The 18,152-nt window shown below is 63.0% G+C and carries 8 protein-coding genes; 3 read left to right on the plus strand and 5 right to left on the minus strand.

The genetic code is table 11. The features are described 5' to 3' along the window. Positions 1–35: 35 nt before the first annotated feature. The 5 genes from ATN84_RS20160 to ATN84_RS20180 all read right to left on the minus strand — a co-directional run bounded on the left by ATN84_RS20160 (position 36) and on the right by ATN84_RS20180 (position 14,195). Complete coding sequence (locus tag ATN84_RS20160; protein ID WP_068884047.1) at positions 36–3,782, minus strand: porin family protein; 3,747 nt, start codon at positions 3,780–3,782, stop codon at positions 36–38. Further along, the gene (locus tag ATN84_RS20165; protein ID WP_082766401.1) at positions 3,779–10,621 is read right to left on the minus strand and encodes a DUF7507 domain-containing protein; all 6,843 of its coding nucleotides are present in this window, start codon (positions 10,619–10,621) and stop codon (positions 3,779–3,781) included. The genes ATN84_RS20160 and ATN84_RS20165 overlap by 4 nt, the downstream gene beginning before the upstream one ends. A gap of 373 nt (positions 10,622–10,994) precedes the next feature. Next, positions 10,995–11,840, minus strand: coding sequence for a TIGR01459 family HAD-type hydrolase (locus tag ATN84_RS20170; RefSeq protein ID WP_244491145.1), 846 nt, complete (start codon positions 11,838–11,840; stop codon positions 10,995–10,997). Further along, positions 11,837–13,102 (minus strand): FGGY-family carbohydrate kinase, encoded by a 1,266-nt coding sequence (locus ATN84_RS20175; RefSeq protein ID WP_068884407.1) that lies wholly within the window; start codon positions 13,100–13,102, stop codon positions 11,837–11,839. The genes ATN84_RS20170 and ATN84_RS20175 overlap by 4 nt, the downstream gene beginning before the upstream one ends. Before the next feature lie 4 nt (positions 13,103–13,106). Continuing rightward, entirely contained in the window at positions 13,107–14,195 is a 1,089-nt protein-coding gene (locus tag ATN84_RS20180) for a class II aldolase/adducin family protein (RefSeq protein ID WP_244491146.1), read from the minus strand. A 197-nt stretch (positions 14,196–14,392) separates the two neighbouring features. Here ATN84_RS20180 and ATN84_RS20185 point away from each other — a divergent pair, with 197 nt between their 5' ends. Genes ATN84_RS20185 through ATN84_RS20195 form a run of 3 tightly spaced genes read left to right on the plus strand, consistent with a single transcriptional unit; the run spans position 14,393 to position 18,146 of the window. Then, on the plus strand, positions 14,393–15,175 hold the full coding sequence (locus tag ATN84_RS20185; RefSeq protein ID WP_068884051.1) for a DeoR/GlpR family DNA-binding transcription regulator: 783 nt from the start codon (positions 14,393–14,395) through the stop codon (positions 15,173–15,175). Further along, positions 15,172–16,599 carry an FGGY-family carbohydrate kinase gene (locus ATN84_RS20190; RefSeq protein ID WP_244491147.1) on the plus strand — a complete coding sequence of 476 codons (1,428 nt, stop codon included), beginning with the start codon at positions 15,172–15,174 and terminating at the stop codon, positions 16,597–16,599. Before ATN84_RS20185 ends, ATN84_RS20190 begins: the two co-directional genes overlap by 4 nt. Beyond that, positions 16,596–18,146, plus strand: coding sequence for a sugar ABC transporter ATP-binding protein (locus ATN84_RS20195; protein WP_068884053.1), 1,551 nt, complete (start codon positions 16,596–16,598; stop codon positions 18,144–18,146). The genes ATN84_RS20190 and ATN84_RS20195 overlap by 4 nt, the downstream gene beginning before the upstream one ends. Positions 18,147–18,152 lie beyond the last annotated feature (6 nt).

Here is an 18,152-nt window from a genome sequence, read left to right on the forward strand (position 1 = left end):
AGGTTGATCCGGCCGCGTTGGTTTGTTTGTCTTGATCAGAACTTCCCGATGACGTTGATGAAGACGCCCCTGTCGTCGAGGGTGAGGTCTCTGAGGTCGTCGGAGAAGACGCCGAAGTTATAGCCGGCGCCAACCTTGAAGTTGTCGCCGACATGGCGGTAGACGGCGAGGAGCGCACCGTAATCGGTGGTCTTGGCCTCGGGCATGCGCATGACGCGGCCTTCGATGAGGGCGTCCCAGTTCTTGACCACGTGCAGATCGGCCCTGACGATGCCGAGATGGGCGGTGGAGGTATACCACTCGGAGAACGTCTCGCGGTCACCGTCGAGCGCCCTTTCGCGGACCTCGCCATAGCGCATGCCGTACTTGCCGCCGATGGACAGCCACGGCATCAGATCATAGGTGAAGTCGGCCGACAGGATGTGGCTGCGCTGGGCGGGGCCGTATTCGTCACCGGTGATGGCGCTGACCTGGTCGACGCCGGGCAGGTCGTAGACCCAGCTGTATTTGAACAGCGCGTTGAGCCGGTCGTTGTCTACCGGGCGATAGGCATAGCCGATCGACGCCTCGACATAATCGCCGTCGCGGAAGGAGCTTTCGCCGGAGGAATCGGAGACCACCGCATCGATATTGGCGAGGAGCCGCCAGTCCTCGCTGGTCTTCCAGCTGACGCCGGCCGCGAACAGATAGGTGTCGCGGTCGCGCGTGCCGTCGTCGGAATCCTCGAAGCGCGCCTCGCCGCGGACACGGGCATTGATGCCGCGCTCCTCGTCCTTGTAGCCGACAGACAGGGAGACCGCCTTGCGGTCGAAGTCGGAGCGCTCCAGCCCGGTATCGGGATTGATCGTGTCGTCCTCGATCGTGCCGATCTCCAGGCCGCCATCGACGGTCCACACCTTGTCGGGCGTATAGACGACGCCATAGGTCTTGGTCAGCGAATGGCGGCGACCGAAGAGATCGTAATTGTTCTCCGCATAGGCCGACAGCGTGTCGTCGAGCTTGCGCCGCATGCCGAGCACGATGGTGCCCCTGTCGGCGCCGTCGAGATCATAGGAGCGGTCGAGATCGAAGGCGCGGTCGGGATCGAGCCGATAGCCGAAGTAGTAATTGTCCTCCGCCGTCGGCGAATAGGTGATCGCCGCCAGCCCGCCAAGGCCGGTATTGCCGTAGGACACCTCCCCCTCCAGGCCGATCTTCTCGGTCAGCTGGTATTTCGAGCCGACGCCGATGCGGTCGTTGCGCCTGACATCGCCGGAGCGCCGCAGCGTGCCCTGGCCGAAGGCGTAGTATTTATGGTCGGCATCAGGCGCGTATTCGAGCCTGACGCCGGCATCGAGCCGCTCGCCGTCATAGCCGCGCTTGCCCGAGGCGACCGCGATCGGCGAGCGTGTGTCGGTATAGGAGACGCCGAAGGAGGCCTTCCAGTACTCGTCGAGCTGCTTGCTGATCGTCGCCTCGCCCTTGCGCCTGCTGCGCCCGCCCGTCTCGCGACCATAGAAGTCGTCGTAATCGCGCCCTTCATGGTAGTCGTCATAGGTGAGCTTCAGATCGACATCGGTGGTGAGCTCGACGTCGGCATGGGCGCCCCAGATGCGCTGGTCGACGGCGATCTGGTCGGACAATGTCGAGAAGCCGGCCTGCTTCTCCTCGTAATAGCCGCCGACGGTGCCCTTCATACCGTTCCTGGTGATGTCCTCCAGATCGACCTGGCCACGGGTGCGCCAGGCCGTCGCCGCGCGGTCGCGCGAGCCTGATGTGGCGACGTCGCTCAAGGTCAGGCCGCCATCGGTGGAGCGCGAGGTGCCGAAGCCCGGTCCCTTGGAATGCGAGACCTCCGCCTCCAGGAAGGTCTTTTCCGAATGGCGGATGACGATGTCGGCGCCAAGCGCCTGCTGGTCGGCGACCCCGGTGGTCTCGTTCATGCCGGTGACGCCGACGCGCACCTTCTCGTCGAACCAGTGCTGCGCCCGGCCGCCATAGACATAGCCGTCCACGTCACCGATCGCGGGCGTGTATTCGTACTGGACGATGAGATAGACCCTGTCGCCGCCGAGCGCCCCCTCGCGCACCGCCGAACCGGTGCCGGTCGACGACGACAGCGGCCGCCTGAGGATCACCATCCCCTGCAGATAGTCGACGGTATAATCCTCGCCATAAAGGAGCGTCCTGCGCTCCTTGACCTGACCGGTCACCTGGTCGCGCACCTCGACGGTCAGCGTCTCGGAGCCGGTGGTGATGTCCTGGCGCTTGAGGAAGTAGGCGGAGCCGCCGGTGCCGAGGAACTCGTCGCGCTGCGGCAGCGTGTCGGGCTGGGCAGCGTAGACGTTGACCTCGGTCTGGCGCTCGCCGAACGCGGTCACGGCCTCCGAGCGGTAAACGCCGCTGGCGCCATAGAGCGCGCGTTCGGAATGCATGAACTCCGTGCCCTTGATGACGGCCTTGTAATTGCCCCACATCACATGGCTGTCGCCGCGCTCCAGCCTGACATAGAACTTGCCGTTGGTCGGCGCGTCCTCGATCATCGTGGAATCGTCGCCATAGACCGGATAATAGGCATCGGGATCGATGCGCCGGAGCAGGCTTCGCGGGTCCCTGTCGTCGAGGCCGCGGAACATGTCCTTGATCGCGCTTTCGCGCGTATCGGCGGCCGCCGTCAAAAGGTATTTGCCCTTGATCTTGCCCTTCACATAGAAGGCCAGCCGGCCCCTGGTGTAGACATCGTCATATTCGCCGGGACGCACGCTCTCGATATTGTCGTCGCCCATGCGCTTGCCAACCGTCAGATCGGCGAGACCGACATAGAACCAGTCATTGTCGGGAATGTTGATGTCGCGGCTGAAGTCGAGGGCGCTGCCCTTCATCGAGCCGAGCACCGCGACATCGACATTGTGGTCGCCCGGCGGCAGGATGCGCTGCACGACGAAGGCCTGATTGCGGTCGAGCGGCACGATGTCGCCGAGCGCGCTGACCTGATAGCCCTCCGGCACGTTGCGGCCATGGACCGTCACCGCCCCGCCATTGACCTGGATGTTGCGCGTACCGGTATTGTCCTCGCCCATCCCCGGCGCCGGCGCGTCGGTGATCCTGTCGCTCTCCCTGGGAAGCTCCTTGTCGGTGCGGGCGATCGTTCTGGGCAACGTCTCGTCATAGCGGCCCTGATCGTCATAGACGCGCAGGATATATTTGAACCGGGTCTTGTCGTTCTCGGTCTCGGGCATCACCCATTCCGCCTCGCCATTGACGGCGACGGGAACGGCGGCCACGGGCTCGTCCTTCAGTGATTTGTCGGCTTCGAAGATGCGGATCTCCGAGCGCGCGATGAAGGCCGGGTAGTTCGAGGTGGCGAGGAAGCGCACCGGCTCGCCGATTTTGTAGACGCGGCGCACCGGCGTGGTCGAGACGTTGAGGATCGGCCTGGCATCGAGCCCGTCGAACTTGACCTGGATGTCGACGGCACTCAAACCGACATCGGTCCTGCGCTGCCGGTCGGCCTGGGCCTTGCCCGGGCCCGCCGGCTTGCCGGTCGCGGCCAGCGTCTCGCCGTCGACGCTGATCGAGAACGGGATGTCGCCGCCCTCGCCCGGGGCCTCCTCTTCGACATTGGGCGCGATCGCCACGTCGCTGACGGCGCTGTTGTCGAGCACCTTGCCGCGCAGCCGGTCCTCGGCGGATGCGCCGGGGACCGTGGCATTGACCACGGCCAGGGCGCAGCCCGCGAGAAGCAGGTTACGCTTTGAGGCCAGGTGGAGGAAGGCGGATGAAGTCAAGGACGTGGTTCTCATTGGCCTGCCTCCACACGGGTTTCGATGTTGAGCTCGTATCGGCCCCTGACCGATTTCCATCGTTGCGTGATGTCCTCCCCGAGGGCGTCGATGCGCTGGCGGGCGAGCGTCGCGTCAGCCGCCGCGCCATAGCCGATGCGCAGCGTCGACGGTTCGCTCTCGAGCGCCGTGATCAGCTGATCGATGCCTTTTTGCCATTGCTGCTTCAGGGTGGTGGTGCCGGGCTCGAAGGCCGCGTCCGCCAGATCGACGCGGACGACGCGGCCGATCGAGGCCCCGAAGTTCAGCGTCGACATCTTGCCGGCGGTCAGCCGGATGACGCGCGGGTTCTCCGTCGTCAGCCGGTAGCCGGTCGGCAGGGTGCGCGGATCGACCTTCATGATGAAGTTCGAACCGATGCGGCTGTCCGGCAAGTCGGCGCAGGCCACATGGAAGCGCCCGTGCTTGTCCGTCGTCACCAGCGCACCGCGCACCGTGGCGATCCGCACGCCCGGCAGCCCCGGCTCGCCCTTGTCCTGGTAGCCGTTGCGGTTCAGATCGTCGAACACCTTGCCGATGATGTCGCCGCAGTCGAAGACCGGCTCGATCATGATCTCGATGTCGGCGCGCGCCTCGGGCGCCAGCGGATTGCCGTCGAGGCCGCTGACGGTCGCCTTGTTGGTGTGCTTGCCCGGCCCGGCCGAGCTCAAGGCCAGCATCTGCAGCCGGATCACCACCTCGGCATTCGGCCCGAGCGCGATCATGTCGAAGCGCACCCGCTGGCCGGCGATATCAGGCGTGACGGCGACGCCGTCGATCGTCGCCGATCCGTCGATGTAGCGGAAGCCGGACGGGATGATGTCGGTGACGCTCACCTGGCCGGCATTGCGGCTGGAGTGGTTGGTCACCTTGATCGTGAACGGCGCTTTCTCGCCGCGCTTGATCTGGCGCAGCCCCGCCTGCTTGATGATCGAGATGTCGGAGGGCTCCGCCGGCGGGATCGTCACCCTGGAGGTCGACGTCGTCGAGGGCACCGGATTGTCGCCGGCGTTGCCCCTGGCGGTGGCCGAGTTCTCCATGCCGTCCTGCATGCCGGCGGCATTGTCGATATCCTCCTGCGTCAGGGTATAGGTGGCGGTGAAGACCTGCGAGCCATGCGCCTGAAGCGTCACGCTTTCCGGCGTGAAGGCCGAAAGCGTCGCCGTCGCCGGCTTGCCGTTGAAGGTCGGCCCGGCATCGACGGGCATGACATCGGTGACGACCTGGCCGCCCGTATTGGTAACGGTGAAGCTGTAGGTGATCGTGTCGCCAAGGCTGGCATAGCCATTGCCGTCGGTATCGTTGAACGTGCCCTGCTTCTCGATCCTGAGGGTGGAAGGCTCGACCGGCGGCACGACGACCGTGTCAGGCGGGCTTTCCACCGGCGGACCGGATGGCGGCGTGCCGGTGCCGGTCGCCGTGTTGGTGACGGAGCCCGCGTCGATATCGGCCTGCGTTGGCTCATATTCCGCCGTGAAGGTGACGCTCTGCCCAGGCGCCAGCGTCTGCGGCCCGGGAGAGACCGAGATCCCCGCATTGGTCAGCAGCGGGTCGTTGACCGTGACATTGGTCAGCGTCACGGCGCCCGTATTGGTGACCACCAAGGAATAGCTGATGGTTTCGCCCAGATCGATCAGGTTGTTGCCGTTCCCGTCATTGAGCGTCGCCTGCTTGTCGATCGTCATGCCGGAGTTCTGGTCCGGCGGCACGGTAACCGTGTCGGGCGGGCCTTCAACCGGCGGGCCGGAGGGCGGTGTGCCCGTCGGGGTCGCCGTGTTCTCCACCCGGCCGGCGTCGATCTCCGCCTGCGAAGGCTGATAGGTCGCAGTGAAGGTGGCGCTGCCGCCCGGCGCCAGCGTCTGCGGCCCGGGCGTCACCGATATGCCCGCATTGGCCAGGAGCGGATCGTTGACCGTGACGTTGGTCATCGTCACATTGCCGGTGTTGCGCACTAGGAAGGTATAGGTGACTGTCTCGCCGGCATCGATGAAGCCGTCGCCGTCGAGATCGTTGAGCGTGCCCGACTTCTCGACCGTCAATCCGGACGCCTGGTCGGGCGGCACCACCACCGTGTCGGGCGGGCTCTCGATCGGATCGCCGCCGCCCGGAGGCGTACCGGTGCCCGTCGCCGTATTCTCCACCTGGCCGGCGTCAATCTCCGCCTGCGTCGGCTGATAGGTCGCCGTGAAGGTGACGCTGGCGCCCGGCGCCAGCGTCTGCGGCCCCGGCGTCACCTGGATCCCCGCCCCGGCAAGCAGCGGATCGTTGACGGTGACGTTCGCCATCGTGACGTTGCCGGTATTGGTGACGAGGAATGAATAGGTGATCGTCTCGCCCGGATCGAGCAATCCGTCGCCGTCGAGGTCGTTGAGCTGGCCGGTCTTCCTGATGGTGAGATCCGACGCCTGGTCGGGCGGCACGACGACCGTGTCCGGCGGGCTTTCCACCGGCGGACCGGAGGGCGGCGTGCCGGTGCCGGTCGCCGTGTTCTCGACACGGCCCGCGTCGATATCGGCCTGTGAAGGCGTATAGGTCGCCGTGAACGTCACGCTGCCGCCAGGCGCAAGCGTCTGCGGTCCCGGTGTCACCGAGATGCCGGCATTGGCCAGCAGCGGATCGTTGACCGCCACATTCGACAGCGTCACATTGCCCGTGTTGATGACGAGGAATGAATAGCTGATCGTCTCGCCCAGATCGATCAGCCCGTCGCCGTCGAGATCGTTCAACGTGCCGGTCTTCTCGATCGTCATGCCCGACGTCTGGTCCGGCGGCACCATCACCGTGTCCGGCGGGCTCTCGATCGGGTCACCGCCGCCGGGCGGCGTGCCGGTGCCGGTCGCCGTGTTCTCGACACGGCCCGCGTCGATATCGGCCTGCGACGGTGTATAGGTCGCATGGAAGGTGAAGGAACCACGCGGTGCCAGCGTCTGCGGACCCTCATCGAGCGTCACTCCGGCATTGACGAGCAGCGGATCGTTCACCGTCACACCCGTCAGCGTCACATTGCCGGTGTTGCGCACCAGGAAGGCATAGGTGATCGTCTCGCCCGGATCGAGCAGGCCATCACCGTCAAGGTCGTTGAGCCTGCCCGTCTTGTCGATGGTCATGGCAGGCGCCAGGTCAGGGGGCACCCTCACTGTGTCGGGTGGGCTCTCGATCGGATCGCCGCCGGGCGTCGTGCCGGTGCCCGTCGCCGTGTTCTCCACCTGCCCCGCGTCGATCTCGGCCTGCGAAGGCGTATAGGTCGCATGGAAGGTGAACGAGCCGCCCGGTTCAAGCGTCTGCGGACCCTCGTTGACCGTCACCTTTGGATCGTTGACGGTGACATTGGTCAGCGTCACCGCGCCGGTGTTCGCTACCCGGAACGCATAGGTGATCGTCTCGCCCGGATCGAGCAGCCCGTCGCCGTCGAGATCGTTGAGCGTGCCCGTCTTGTCGATCGTCAGCCCCGGCGTCTGGTCCGGCGGCACCACGACCGTGTCGGGCGGGCTCTCGATCGGATCACCACCATCAGGCGGCGTGCCGGTGCCCGTCGCCGTATTCGAGACCGAACCCGCGTCGATCTCCGCCTGTGTCGGCGTATAGGTCGCCGTGAAGGTGGCACTCGCACCCGGCGCCAGCGTCTGCGGGCCGGGTGTCATCGAGATCCCCGCATTGGTCAGCAGCGGATCGTTCACCGTCACACCCGTCAGCGTCACATTGCCGGCGTTGGTGACGAGGAAGGAATAGGTGACCGTCTCGCCCGGATCGATAAGACCATCGCCGTCCTGGTCGTTGAGCGTGCCCGTCTTCTCAATCGTCAGCCCCGAGGCCCGGTCCGGCGGCACCACCACCGTGTCCGGCGGGCTCTCGATCGGGTCGCCGCCACCCGGAGGCGTACCGGTGCCCGTCGCCGTGTTCTCCACCTGCCCGGCGTCGATCTCGGCCTGCGAAGGCATATAGGTCGCATGGAAGGTGAAGGAACCGCCCGGCGCAAGCGTCTGCGGACCCTCCTCCACCGACACCTTCGGATCGTTGACCGTCACATTAGTCAGCGTCACTGCGCCGGTGTTGCGCACCACGAAGGCATAGGAGATCGTCTCACCCGGATCGAGTAGCCCGTCGCCGTCGAGATCGTTCAGCGTCCCCTGCTTGTCGATGGTCAACCCAGGCGTCTGGTCCGGCGGCACCACGACCGTGTCCGGCGGGCTCTCGATCGGATCACCGCCATCAGGAGGGGTGCCGGTGCCGGTCGCCGTGTTCTCCACCTGACCCGTGTCGATCTCGGCCTGTGTGGGCTGGTAGGTCGCCGTGAACGTCACCGTTCCCCCCGGCGCGAGCGTCTGCGGACCCGGGGACACCGAGATGCCGGCATTGGTCAAGAGCGGATCGTTCACCGTCACGCCGGTCAGCGTCACATTGCCCGTGTTGGTGACGACGAACGAATAGGAGACCGTCTCGCCGGGATCGATCAGACCGTCGCCGTCATTGTCGTTCAGCGTCCCAGTCTTCTCGATCGTCAAAGCAGGCGCCGCTACGACGTCCGTGTCCGTCGCAGTGTTATTGCTCGTGTTGGGATCAGACGTGCCGGACGGGTTGGTTACCGTGGCGACGTTCACCAGATCACCGGTGAAGTCCGCCGGCACCGTCAAGGTCAATTCGAAGGTGACGGAGCTGCCCGTGGGCAGGTTAACGCCGACATTCCCGATGGCTCCCGCACCGCTCGGTACGCTGCAGGTAGCGCCGTTGGTGGGGCTGCCGCACGTCCATGTCGCCTCGGTGATGCCTGAAGGCAGCGGATCGTTCACCAGCGCGTTCTGGACACCGAACGGCCCGCTGTTCGAGACCACCATCGTATAGGTGACGCTCGTGCCCGGCGTATAGGTGTCGCTGCCGTCAGTCTTGGTAATCTGCGTGTCGGCAGGAAGATTTACAGCCGTAATGGGGCATTTGGCGCCGTCGCCACCGCCTGATGGCGCATCGGAGATGAGCGTCGCCACGCCCGTCGCAACGTCGAATTGATAGAATCCGCCGCTATTGTAACGACCAAAAATACCGTTAGAGGCGCTGATCAACGATCCGAAGCCACCAGAGGTATCAATGCCCGTGCTCCCTACAAGACTAACGGCTCCGGTGTCCGGATCGATCGTATATAGATTGCCGTCGGCGTGATTTTGCGTGTAGATGAGCCCGTTGTGCCAAGCTAGGTCCGCGTTCTGGATCGTACGGTTGAGCGGAATGCTGGTGGCCGTCCTGGTGGTCAGATCAACGCGCCACATCACGTTCGAGGCGCCGTTCTCCTTCACGTAGTAGTAGCCGTCCGGTCCCACCACGCCGGAGGCTACCTGCCCCGAGCCGTTATTGATGCCGCCCCCGACGATAGGACCCTGATCGCTGACGGAGCCATTGCTGCCGATCCGCAACAGACGGTACCTGCTCGTGGTGCTGTCCCAGCGCGTCGCGTAAATATAGTTACTGACGACGTCGTAACCCATCGCATTATAGCCGGGGCTATTCACTCCGCCGATGGCAGAGAAGGTGAGTGGGTTGGTGCTTGTATTGGTCCGAAGGAGCTGCGTGGGCGCGTTGACGCCGAAATACATGGTCGAATCGCACACGAAGTTCGGCTGGGTGCCGAACGTGACCGAGGTGCCGCCGGGCGGGTTGATGCCGACGGCCGACGTGATGTTCGATGCGTCGTTGGTATAGGTTCCGGCGGAGCTGGAGGTTACCGGCACGGTCGCCGTGCACGAAGCCATGCCGGCGGTGAGATTTCCCGAGACATCTATGGTCGATCCGCCGACGGGCGCCGTAACGACACCCGCGGGACAGGTCGTGCTGATCTCGTCGGAGGCCACCCTGAGGCCGACCGGAAGCGCATCGGTGAACGACCACCCGGTCTTCGCCCCCAACTCGCTGGTGTTGGTAATCGTGAACGTCAGAGCCGACACACCGCCGACGGCCAGGTTGGTCGGGCCGAACTCCTTGTCGAGCTGTGGTGTTGCATCGAGGACCGTGATGTTGTCGAAGGCGTGGTCGTTGCCTACGCCGCTGCCGTTGTTGTTGACCATGCGGACGCCGAAGGAGGCGCCACTGATAAGGACGGCTCCGTTCGACGCGTAGGTGCCGGCGCTAGCGGTGGTGGCGCCGACACTGCCCAAGGCAGGAATGTTGAAGGTCGTCGCGCTCGTACAGGCATTGATCTGGGAACCGGCCGGTGTCGCGTTGCCACCCTCATCCACCAGTGAAAACTGAAGCAATGGAGCGGAGGCACCGCAGTTGATAGCGGCAACATCGACGCTGAACGAAAGGAACCGGTTGCTTGTCGGGAACGAAATGTTCGTCGCGGTTTGGAACTCAACGTTTCCGACACCCGGATTGCCCGCCGTGTAGGCTGAAACACTGTAGTTATCGCGAGCAGCTGTCTGGCTCTGGCCTGAGTAGAGGCCCAGCGCCCAGGAAAGCTGCTGTGCCCGGTTCCAATTGTTTTGATTAACGCAATCGGCGACCTGCGCCGCAGCGTCTGTCGGCTGGTTCGCGGAGGCTATCCAGCCGTTACAGGCCGTCAACCAGTTCGGGTGGGCCGTATAAGCCTGCCCTGTCGTCCCCGCGTATCCATTGAGCCTGACGATCGGCGTCGGCCCCGGTCGGTTCTGGAGATTTTCCGTATGGATAGCAAGTGGCGCCTGCGGAACACCCGGCGTGCCCGGATCGGCTTTCGCACTGGAACCGTACGCCACCAGCATCGCCAGAGAAGCCGCCAAAGAGCGTATGAAGGCTCGCTTTGCAGTGACAGGATGGATTGGGCGGGCTGCCGCCGGCAGCAAGACAGTCTGAATCATGAACGGTCCCCTCGATGCGAAACCATCCAGTGACCCGCTTCGCCTCTTTCATGTATCGTCGCAAAAGCCGCGCAGCCCCGCCCGCTGCCGCTTCGACGCCGATTGAGGCAAATCGAACACCGAATAGGTCAATCAAGGGGTAGGAAAAGACAGATTCGCGCGCGGGCGTATTTCAACATCCTACGGTTTTCTTAAGCACTCTCTGAAAATAACCTTCGGATGATGCGATGCCTTAACAGGCCGTTAACGCGGCTTCTTCACGACATCTAGGGAAGCTATTTCGCCCGCCGACGCGGCAAGCGCGTTATTTGCGGTTGGGTCGCGTTACTTGGCTATGGGCGGGGAAACGTCGGAACGGGAGGCGCAACAGCAATTAACGGAAGGCGGTCATCAGAAAGCGCGGCATGGCATTTTTCATCCTGATCTTCCGCGTCAGTTCCTGCTCTGTGAGGGTGGCCAGAATGCCCGTGCGCACCAGCACCCCATCAGCGCCGAAATCGTTTGCGCCGCGGATATCATGATCGAGACTGTCTCCGATACAGACGATTCCGTTTTTGCCAGGCATTCCGCACAGCATCTGGGCATATCGATACATTGGCAGATATGGCTTGCCGACGCGCACAACGTTGCCGCCCAACTCCTCATAAACATTGGCGATTGCACCGGCGGCAGGCACAAGTCCGCCTTCCGCGAGCTTGTGGATATCAGGATTGGTGCAAATGCAGGGGATACCACGCGAAGCAGCGGGGGCAAGAAGATCGCGATATCGCGAAAGCGGGATGCGCTCGGCCTCACTGCCTGCAATGATCACGATATCCGCGCTGGCGGGATCGGCGACATTGGTGGCTTGCAGCCGGTCGGCGAGATTAACATCGGCACCGCTCGATACGGTGAATATGCGCGTCTCGCCGCTGATCTCCACCGGAAGCTCGCCGGAAGAAAGCAATGAATAGGCAACATCACCCGAGGTAACGAAGTGATCAAAGGATCCGCGGGAAAAGCCGAGGCTCTCCAGCCGGCGCGCATTATAATCGCCGCTGCGGCCCGAATTGGAGAATATCACCACGGTCTTGCCGGCGTCCTTCAAGGTGCGCAATCCGGCCGCGGCTCCCCCATAGGCACGTTCATCATCGCGCAGCACACCGAACTGATCGATGAAGAAGACGTCGTAAAGATCGATCAGTCGCGCTAGATCGACCGCTTCCAATAGCTGATTCAATGCTTGTTCTCCTGCCGCAGCACGAGGGCCGCGATACCGGCCGCTGCCTCCACCGAGCGCGGCTCCAGAAAGGGAACGCCGAGCTTGCCATGGCGGATTTCCCGCCAGGCGGAATTGCGTACGCCGCCGCCGACGGTGCGCATGGAGGCAAGCCTGGGGGCGCCAAGTACCGTAAGCCTCTCGAAGCCAAGCCGTTCGATTTCCGCCATGCCTTCAAGGATGCCCTGGAAGAAAACCGCATCATCGGCGGGCCTCGGCGCCAGTCGCGGCGGATAATGCGGATCGCTGATCGGGAAACGTTCACCCGGCTTGAGCAATGGATAATAATCGAGCCCGGTCGGTCGGCCCGGATCAAGCCGCGCGGTCAGCTCTTCCAGACGGTCGTCGCCGATCAGTTGGCGGATCACCGCGCCGCCGCTGTTGGACGCGCCGCCGACCAGCCAAAAATCGCCGATCCGATGGCTATAGATGCCATATTCGGGCGCATTGACCGGGCAATCGGACGCGAGTTTCAGCACCAGCGTCGATCCCAGCGCCGTGACGCCATCACCTCTCTCGGAAGCCCCGGTGGCGAGAAACGATGCGCAGCCGTCCGTTGTGCCGGCAAAAAGCAGGCAGGAAGGCGGCAACCCCAACTCCCGGGCCAGCGACCCTACGGAACAGATTTTCGTTCCGGCGCGAACGACATGCGGCAGCAGACCGCGCTTCATACCTGTCCGTTCGATCCAGTCAGGCCAGCTTTCACCGGAGAGATCGTAGCCGGTCTTGAGCGCATTGTTTTCGTCAGATACGGGCTCGCCCTCACCAAGACGCATGGCGATCCAGTCCGCCTGATGCACCACGTGAGCGACGCCCTCCCGACGTGACAGAAGAATTGCGCGCCCGAGCGCCGTGCTCGTTCCGCGCGCCGGACTGGTGGCGGGAGCGGCCGCATCAATGGCTGCAATCACCGAGGCGTCGGGACACGGATCGTTATAGAGAAGCGCCTCCCCGATCGGCTGTTTGTCCCGGTCGAGTGCCAACACTGTTCCCGACGTGCCGTCGACGGCAATTCCGCGGACGCCGGCAAGCGAAACCTTCGCTGCCAACATATTCAGGCATATCTCGGTACCCCGCCACCAGGCGGCTGGCTCACGGATTTCATCCGGCGTGGCGAAGGCGGATGCGGCGAAGGCGACCTGTCTGCCATCCTCGTCGAGGGCGGCGGCGCGGACACCAGATGTTCCGAGATCGATGCCGATTGCGACAGGATTTACGGTCATCATGCTATTGTGCCGCGGCTCGCCGGTCGAGCGCCTGGCGATATTGCTCGGCTTCCCAATGGGTCAGCTCATGTTCCTGCGCCGCATCGAGATAGCAGATCGCTTCGTCCGCCGGAATACGTGTGACGACCTCGGCAAGGCATCGCGCCATGGCTTCGCCGCCCGGCGTCAGTTCCCGTGCGACGAGCACGCCCCGGCCTGAAGCGATCAGCATCTTGGGCGCGGGCAGGCGCCTTTCGGAAAAATCGTCCAGCAGTTCCGCAATTGATTGCCCGTCCCGCAATACGCCGATCGACGTACCGAGGAAAATCACATGATCTGGATAGAGCGAGCCGGCAAGCGCGATCTTCATCCCGACCGGGCAAAGCGCCGTGGCGTGTGTTTCCGCATCCGCGGCAACACGGTAGCCCGTTTCGGCCGTGGCCGCTTCCAGCCACGGCAGATCGGCAGGTCCAACACGCCTGCGAGGGAGTCCCAGCGCTGTTGTTACCGTTTCAATGCGTGCGGCAACTTCATCGACGGTTTCGCCCACAATGATGATGCCGTGATTGCAAAGGATGAGCACATCGGGTTTTTCCGCTGCAACCTTGTCTATCTCCCGCGCCAGCGGCGTACCCGGCCGCCGGTATGGAACGAGCCGCCAGGAAAGACCTGGCGCACCGCGCGCCATGCGTTCGGCGATCAGCGCCTCCCGGCGTTCCAGCACGGCAAGCGCGATGCTGTTGACACAATGAAAATGCGCGACAACCGGCTGCGGCAAGACCGCATGGAAACTCGTTTCGATGGAAGGCCTGAGCCTGCTTTCGTTGAGATCCTCGACGATGAAATCCGTCGCCTTTTCCGCGCGTGGATCACCATTTCGCAATGCTTCCACGAGTGGCGCTACCGCCACAGGAACCATGATCTGCCTCTCCAGCGCATGGGCCAGCCACGTACCTGAAGCTTTCACACACATGACACCGCCATGCTTGATTGACGTGTTGCCGCCAGCACCCTGGGTGCGCAAGATATTTTGGCCGAGCCGGGCGGAAAGCTGGAGAAAGCGAGCCATTTCCGGCGCGCGGTTCGGGTCAATACCCTTAGAAGCTGCCAAGATATCCTCCCTCTGCCATAGCTGTCACCGGCTGCCATCCACGATCACTACCTCTGATCGATCTCGTTCACGCAAACTATGCATTTGATGCAAAAACGTCAATCATGAAGATGTTCAATCGATAGCACTTGCAGAACCGGACTCCATATGATTATAGTCAATCATCAATGCATGAGGGGCATTGCGGAGGAGCGATTGTGAGCGATCTGGATCGTCACAAGATAATCACCGATCTGCTGCGCGAGCGTTCGTTCGCTTCGGTGCGCGATCTGCAGGAATTGCTGGGCGTCTCCGCCGCCACCATTCGTCGCGACATCGACAAGCTTGATGAAATCGGTGTCGCGCGCAAAGTCTATGGCGGCATCTCCTCTTCCCAAGGGTTAGAGACCCATCAGCTTTCCGCCCGCCCCTATGATGAAAACCGCGATATTGCCGTGGAGGCCAAGCGGGCGATCGCCGAATGCGCGGAAACCCTGGTGCGAGACGGCGATTCCGTGATCGTCCATGCCGGCTCGACCTGCTACTATCTGGGCATCCGGTTGGCGCGGCGGAATGTCCGCATTTACACCAATTCGATGCCGCTGGCGGCGCATTTGGGCGAGCACGGGACATGCCAGGTGACCCTGGCGGGAGGCGATCTTTATCGCGAGCCGGGCATCGTCCACGCCGTTCAGGGCGGCAAACCCGCTTACTTCGCCTCTAAATTCTTTCTCGGCACCCAGGGCATAAGTCCCGAAGGGCTGCTTGAATCGCATCCGCTACTGGTCAAGGCCATCAGCGAGTTGAGCCAATGCAGTGACGAGATCGTCGTTCTTGCTGATAGCCGTAAGTTTGCCATCCGCCCGCGCAACATCGTTCTGCCGCTTTCGCGCATCGGCACGCTCGTCACCGATGACGGCCTTTCCGACGCAAATGCCAAAATGCTCGAGGATGCGGGCGTCAACATCATTGTAGCCAGCACGTCGGGAGAGTGGAATTGAGCGCGCGCGCGTCAGGAGATGCCGATGTGCTTGCGGTCTTCGATCTCGGCAAGACCAATTCCAAGCTGTTCGTCTTCAGCGCCGATGGCGCGCTTCTGGATGAGCGGAGAACGAAGCCGGTGTGGCGCGGGGATGGCGATATCCGTGTTCTCGACGATGACGCTCTTTTTGCCTGGATGCGCGGAGCGCTCGCAACCGCCGTTGCGGATCACGGCGTCAACCGCGTCATGTTTTCGGGCCACGGCTGCACCTTCGCCTTGACGGAAGGCGATCGCCTGGCGCATCCGGTGCTCGACTACGAACAGGAGCCGCCGGCCGATACCGCCGTGCGCATCGAACGCCGGATACCGGATTTCCAGGAGACATTTTCGCCGCGATTGCCGCTCGGCTTCAACTTCGGACGTCATATGCTTTGGCTCCAGGAGCGCGCGCCGGACATCTTCGAAAACGCCGATGCCATTCTGGGATACCCGCAGTTCTGGACATGGAAATTCTCGGGCGCAAAGCTTTCCGAAGTCTCCTATCTCGGCTGCCATTCCCATCTCTGGGCGCCGCTGTGCCATGATTTCAGCTCACTGGTCGACACACAGGGCTGGCGGGAAAAGATGCCCGGCTTTGCCCGCGCTGGCGCGGTGGTGGGCGAATACAAGGTTGCCCTTGCCGATGGCACGTCCGTTCCGGTCAAGGTTCATAACGGCGTCCACGACAGCAATGCGGCGCTCTATTTCTACCGCTCCGCCGGCTTCACCGATTTCACGTTGGTCTCCACCGGCACATGGGTCATCATCTTCAACACGGCCTGTCCGCTCGACGCGCTCGATCGCGAGCGCGACATGCTCGCCAACGTCACGGTAGATGGTGAACCGGCGGCCACCATACGTTTCATGGGCGGGCGCGAATATGATGTGGCGAGCGGAGGCTGGGACCGGCCGATTTCGCTCCGCGCTATCAAAAGCATCATCGAAAAGAATGTCTTTGCACTGCCGTCCTTTGCGCCGGGAGGACCGCTCCCCGGCCTCCAGGGCCAATTCATCGGCCCCGAACCGGATGGCGAGGAAAGGGCTGCCGCGGCCCTGCTCTATGTGGTGCTGATGACGGATCTGTCGCTCGACCTCATCCGGTCACGCAATACCATCATCATCGATGGCGGGCTGGTGAAAACGGGGCTTTATACCGGGCTTCTCGCCCAGTTGCGCCTTTCCCAAACCTTTATGACCAACGCCAACGCGGAAGGCAGTGCGTTCGGAGCAGCCGCGCTTGCCTTTGAGGCCGCCGGCATTACGCCCTTTGCCAATAGCTGCGAAAAAGTCCGACCGACACAAATCGCCGACCTCGAAAGCTATCGGGCCCGCTGGCGAGACCTTGTCGATCAGCGTCGCCACAAAGCATGGGCCGGCATGCATATCCGGGAGGCGCAATCATGACAGCCCCGGCCAGACATCAGGCGGAAGCGGCGCCTCTTCTGGAGATGCGCAACATCAACAAGACCTTTGGCGCGATCAGGGCATTATCCGGCGTGTCACTTTCCGTTCGCGCGGGCGAGGTCCACGCGCTCATGGGAGAAAACGGCGCCGGTAAATCGACGCTGATGAAAGTCCTTTCCGGAGCTTATCGGGCCGATCCCGGCGGAGAGATCCTGATCGATGGACAGCCGGTGCAGACCGGCAATCCGATCAAGGCCAAGGCGAGCGGGATCGCCGTCATTTATCAGGAATTGTCGCTCGCGCCGAACCTGACAGTCGCCCAGAACATGTTCCTCGGCGCCGAGCCCTCGCGTTTCGGGCTGGTTGACCGCCGTGCCAATGAAGGAAAGGCGAAGCCGATCCTCGATCGTCTCGGCGTCAGCTTCTCCGCGTCGACACCCGTTAACCAATTATCACTCGGCGAGCGGCAGATGGTCGAGATCGCCCGTGCGTTGACGACCAATGCGCGCATCATCGTCATGGACGAGCCGACCACATCATTGACGACGCGCGAAACCGACCGACTTTTCGAAGTGATCGCCAGCCTGAAGGCACACGGCATCGCGGTGATCTATATCAGTCACCGCATGGAGGAAGTTTATCAGCTTACCGACCGCGTGAGCGTACTGCGCGACAGCGCCTATGTCGGCGCGCTCGATCGCTCCGAACTTTCGGCATCCAGGCTTGTTTCCATGATGGTCGGGCGTGATCTCTCCTCCTTCTATAAAAAGGAGCACAGGCCTCCGTCCGGCGAACGCAAGGTGGTGCTTTCCGTGCGCGACATGGGGGATGGCTTTCGCGTCCATGACTGCTCTTTCGATATCCGTGCGGGAGAGGTTGTCGCCATGGCCGGCCTTGTCGGCGCCGGCAGGACAGAGCTGGCTCGCCTGATCTTCGGTGCCGACCATCGTCGCTCGGGAACGATTTCTGTCGACGGTCGGGACTGCGACATCCGCAATCCGCGCGATGCGATGGCGGCAGGCATCGCCTATCTGACCGAGGACCGCAAAGGTCTTGGCCTGTTTCTCGACATGTCGATTTCCGAGAACATCAATATCGGCGTCATCGGGCAGGACGCACAGGCCGGGTCGTTTCTTGATTTCAAGGCTGCCCGCAGGCGCGCCGACAGGGCCGTCGCCAGCCTCGCCATCAGAACCAAGGGCACCAGCATCAATGTCGGGGCTCTATCGGGCGGCAATCAGCAGAAGGTGCTTCTGGCCCGTTTGCTCGAAACCAGGCCACGGGTCGTCATTCTTGACGAACCGACGCGCGGCGTCGATGTCGGCGCCAAGTCGGAAATTTATCGCATCATCGATGATCTCGCGCAGAACGGCATCGCCATTCTGGTGATCTCCAGCGATTTGCCGGAGGTCGTTGGCATTGCCGACAGGGTGTTGGTCATGCGCGAAGGGCGGATCGCCGGGGAAATTACCGCCAGTGCCGCAAGCCCAATCACCCAGGAAGCCATCATGGTGCTGTCGACAGGCGCTTCGGAAGATCACGGATAACCAACA

This window comes from Paramesorhizobium deserti (assembly GCF_001558695.1).
Taxonomy (GTDB): domain Bacteria; phylum Pseudomonadota; class Alphaproteobacteria; order Rhizobiales; family Rhizobiaceae; genus Paramesorhizobium; species Paramesorhizobium deserti.

Coding starts and splice junctions, on each gene's coding strand:
- ATN84_RS20160 (WP_068884047.1), bottom strand. CDS start 3,782: ATGAGAACCACGTCCTTGACTTCATCCGCCTTCCTCCACCTGGCCTCA.
- ATN84_RS20165 (WP_082766401.1), bottom strand. CDS start 10,621: ATGATTCAGACTGTCTTGCTGCCGGCGGCAGCCCGCCCAATCCATCCT.
- ATN84_RS20175 (WP_068884407.1), bottom strand. CDS start 13,102: ATGACCGTAAATCCTGTCGCAATCGGCATCGATCTCGGAACATCTGGT.
- ATN84_RS20195 (WP_068884053.1), top strand. CDS start 16,596: ATGACAGCCCCGGCCAGACATCAGGCGGAAGCGGCGCCTCTTCTGGAG.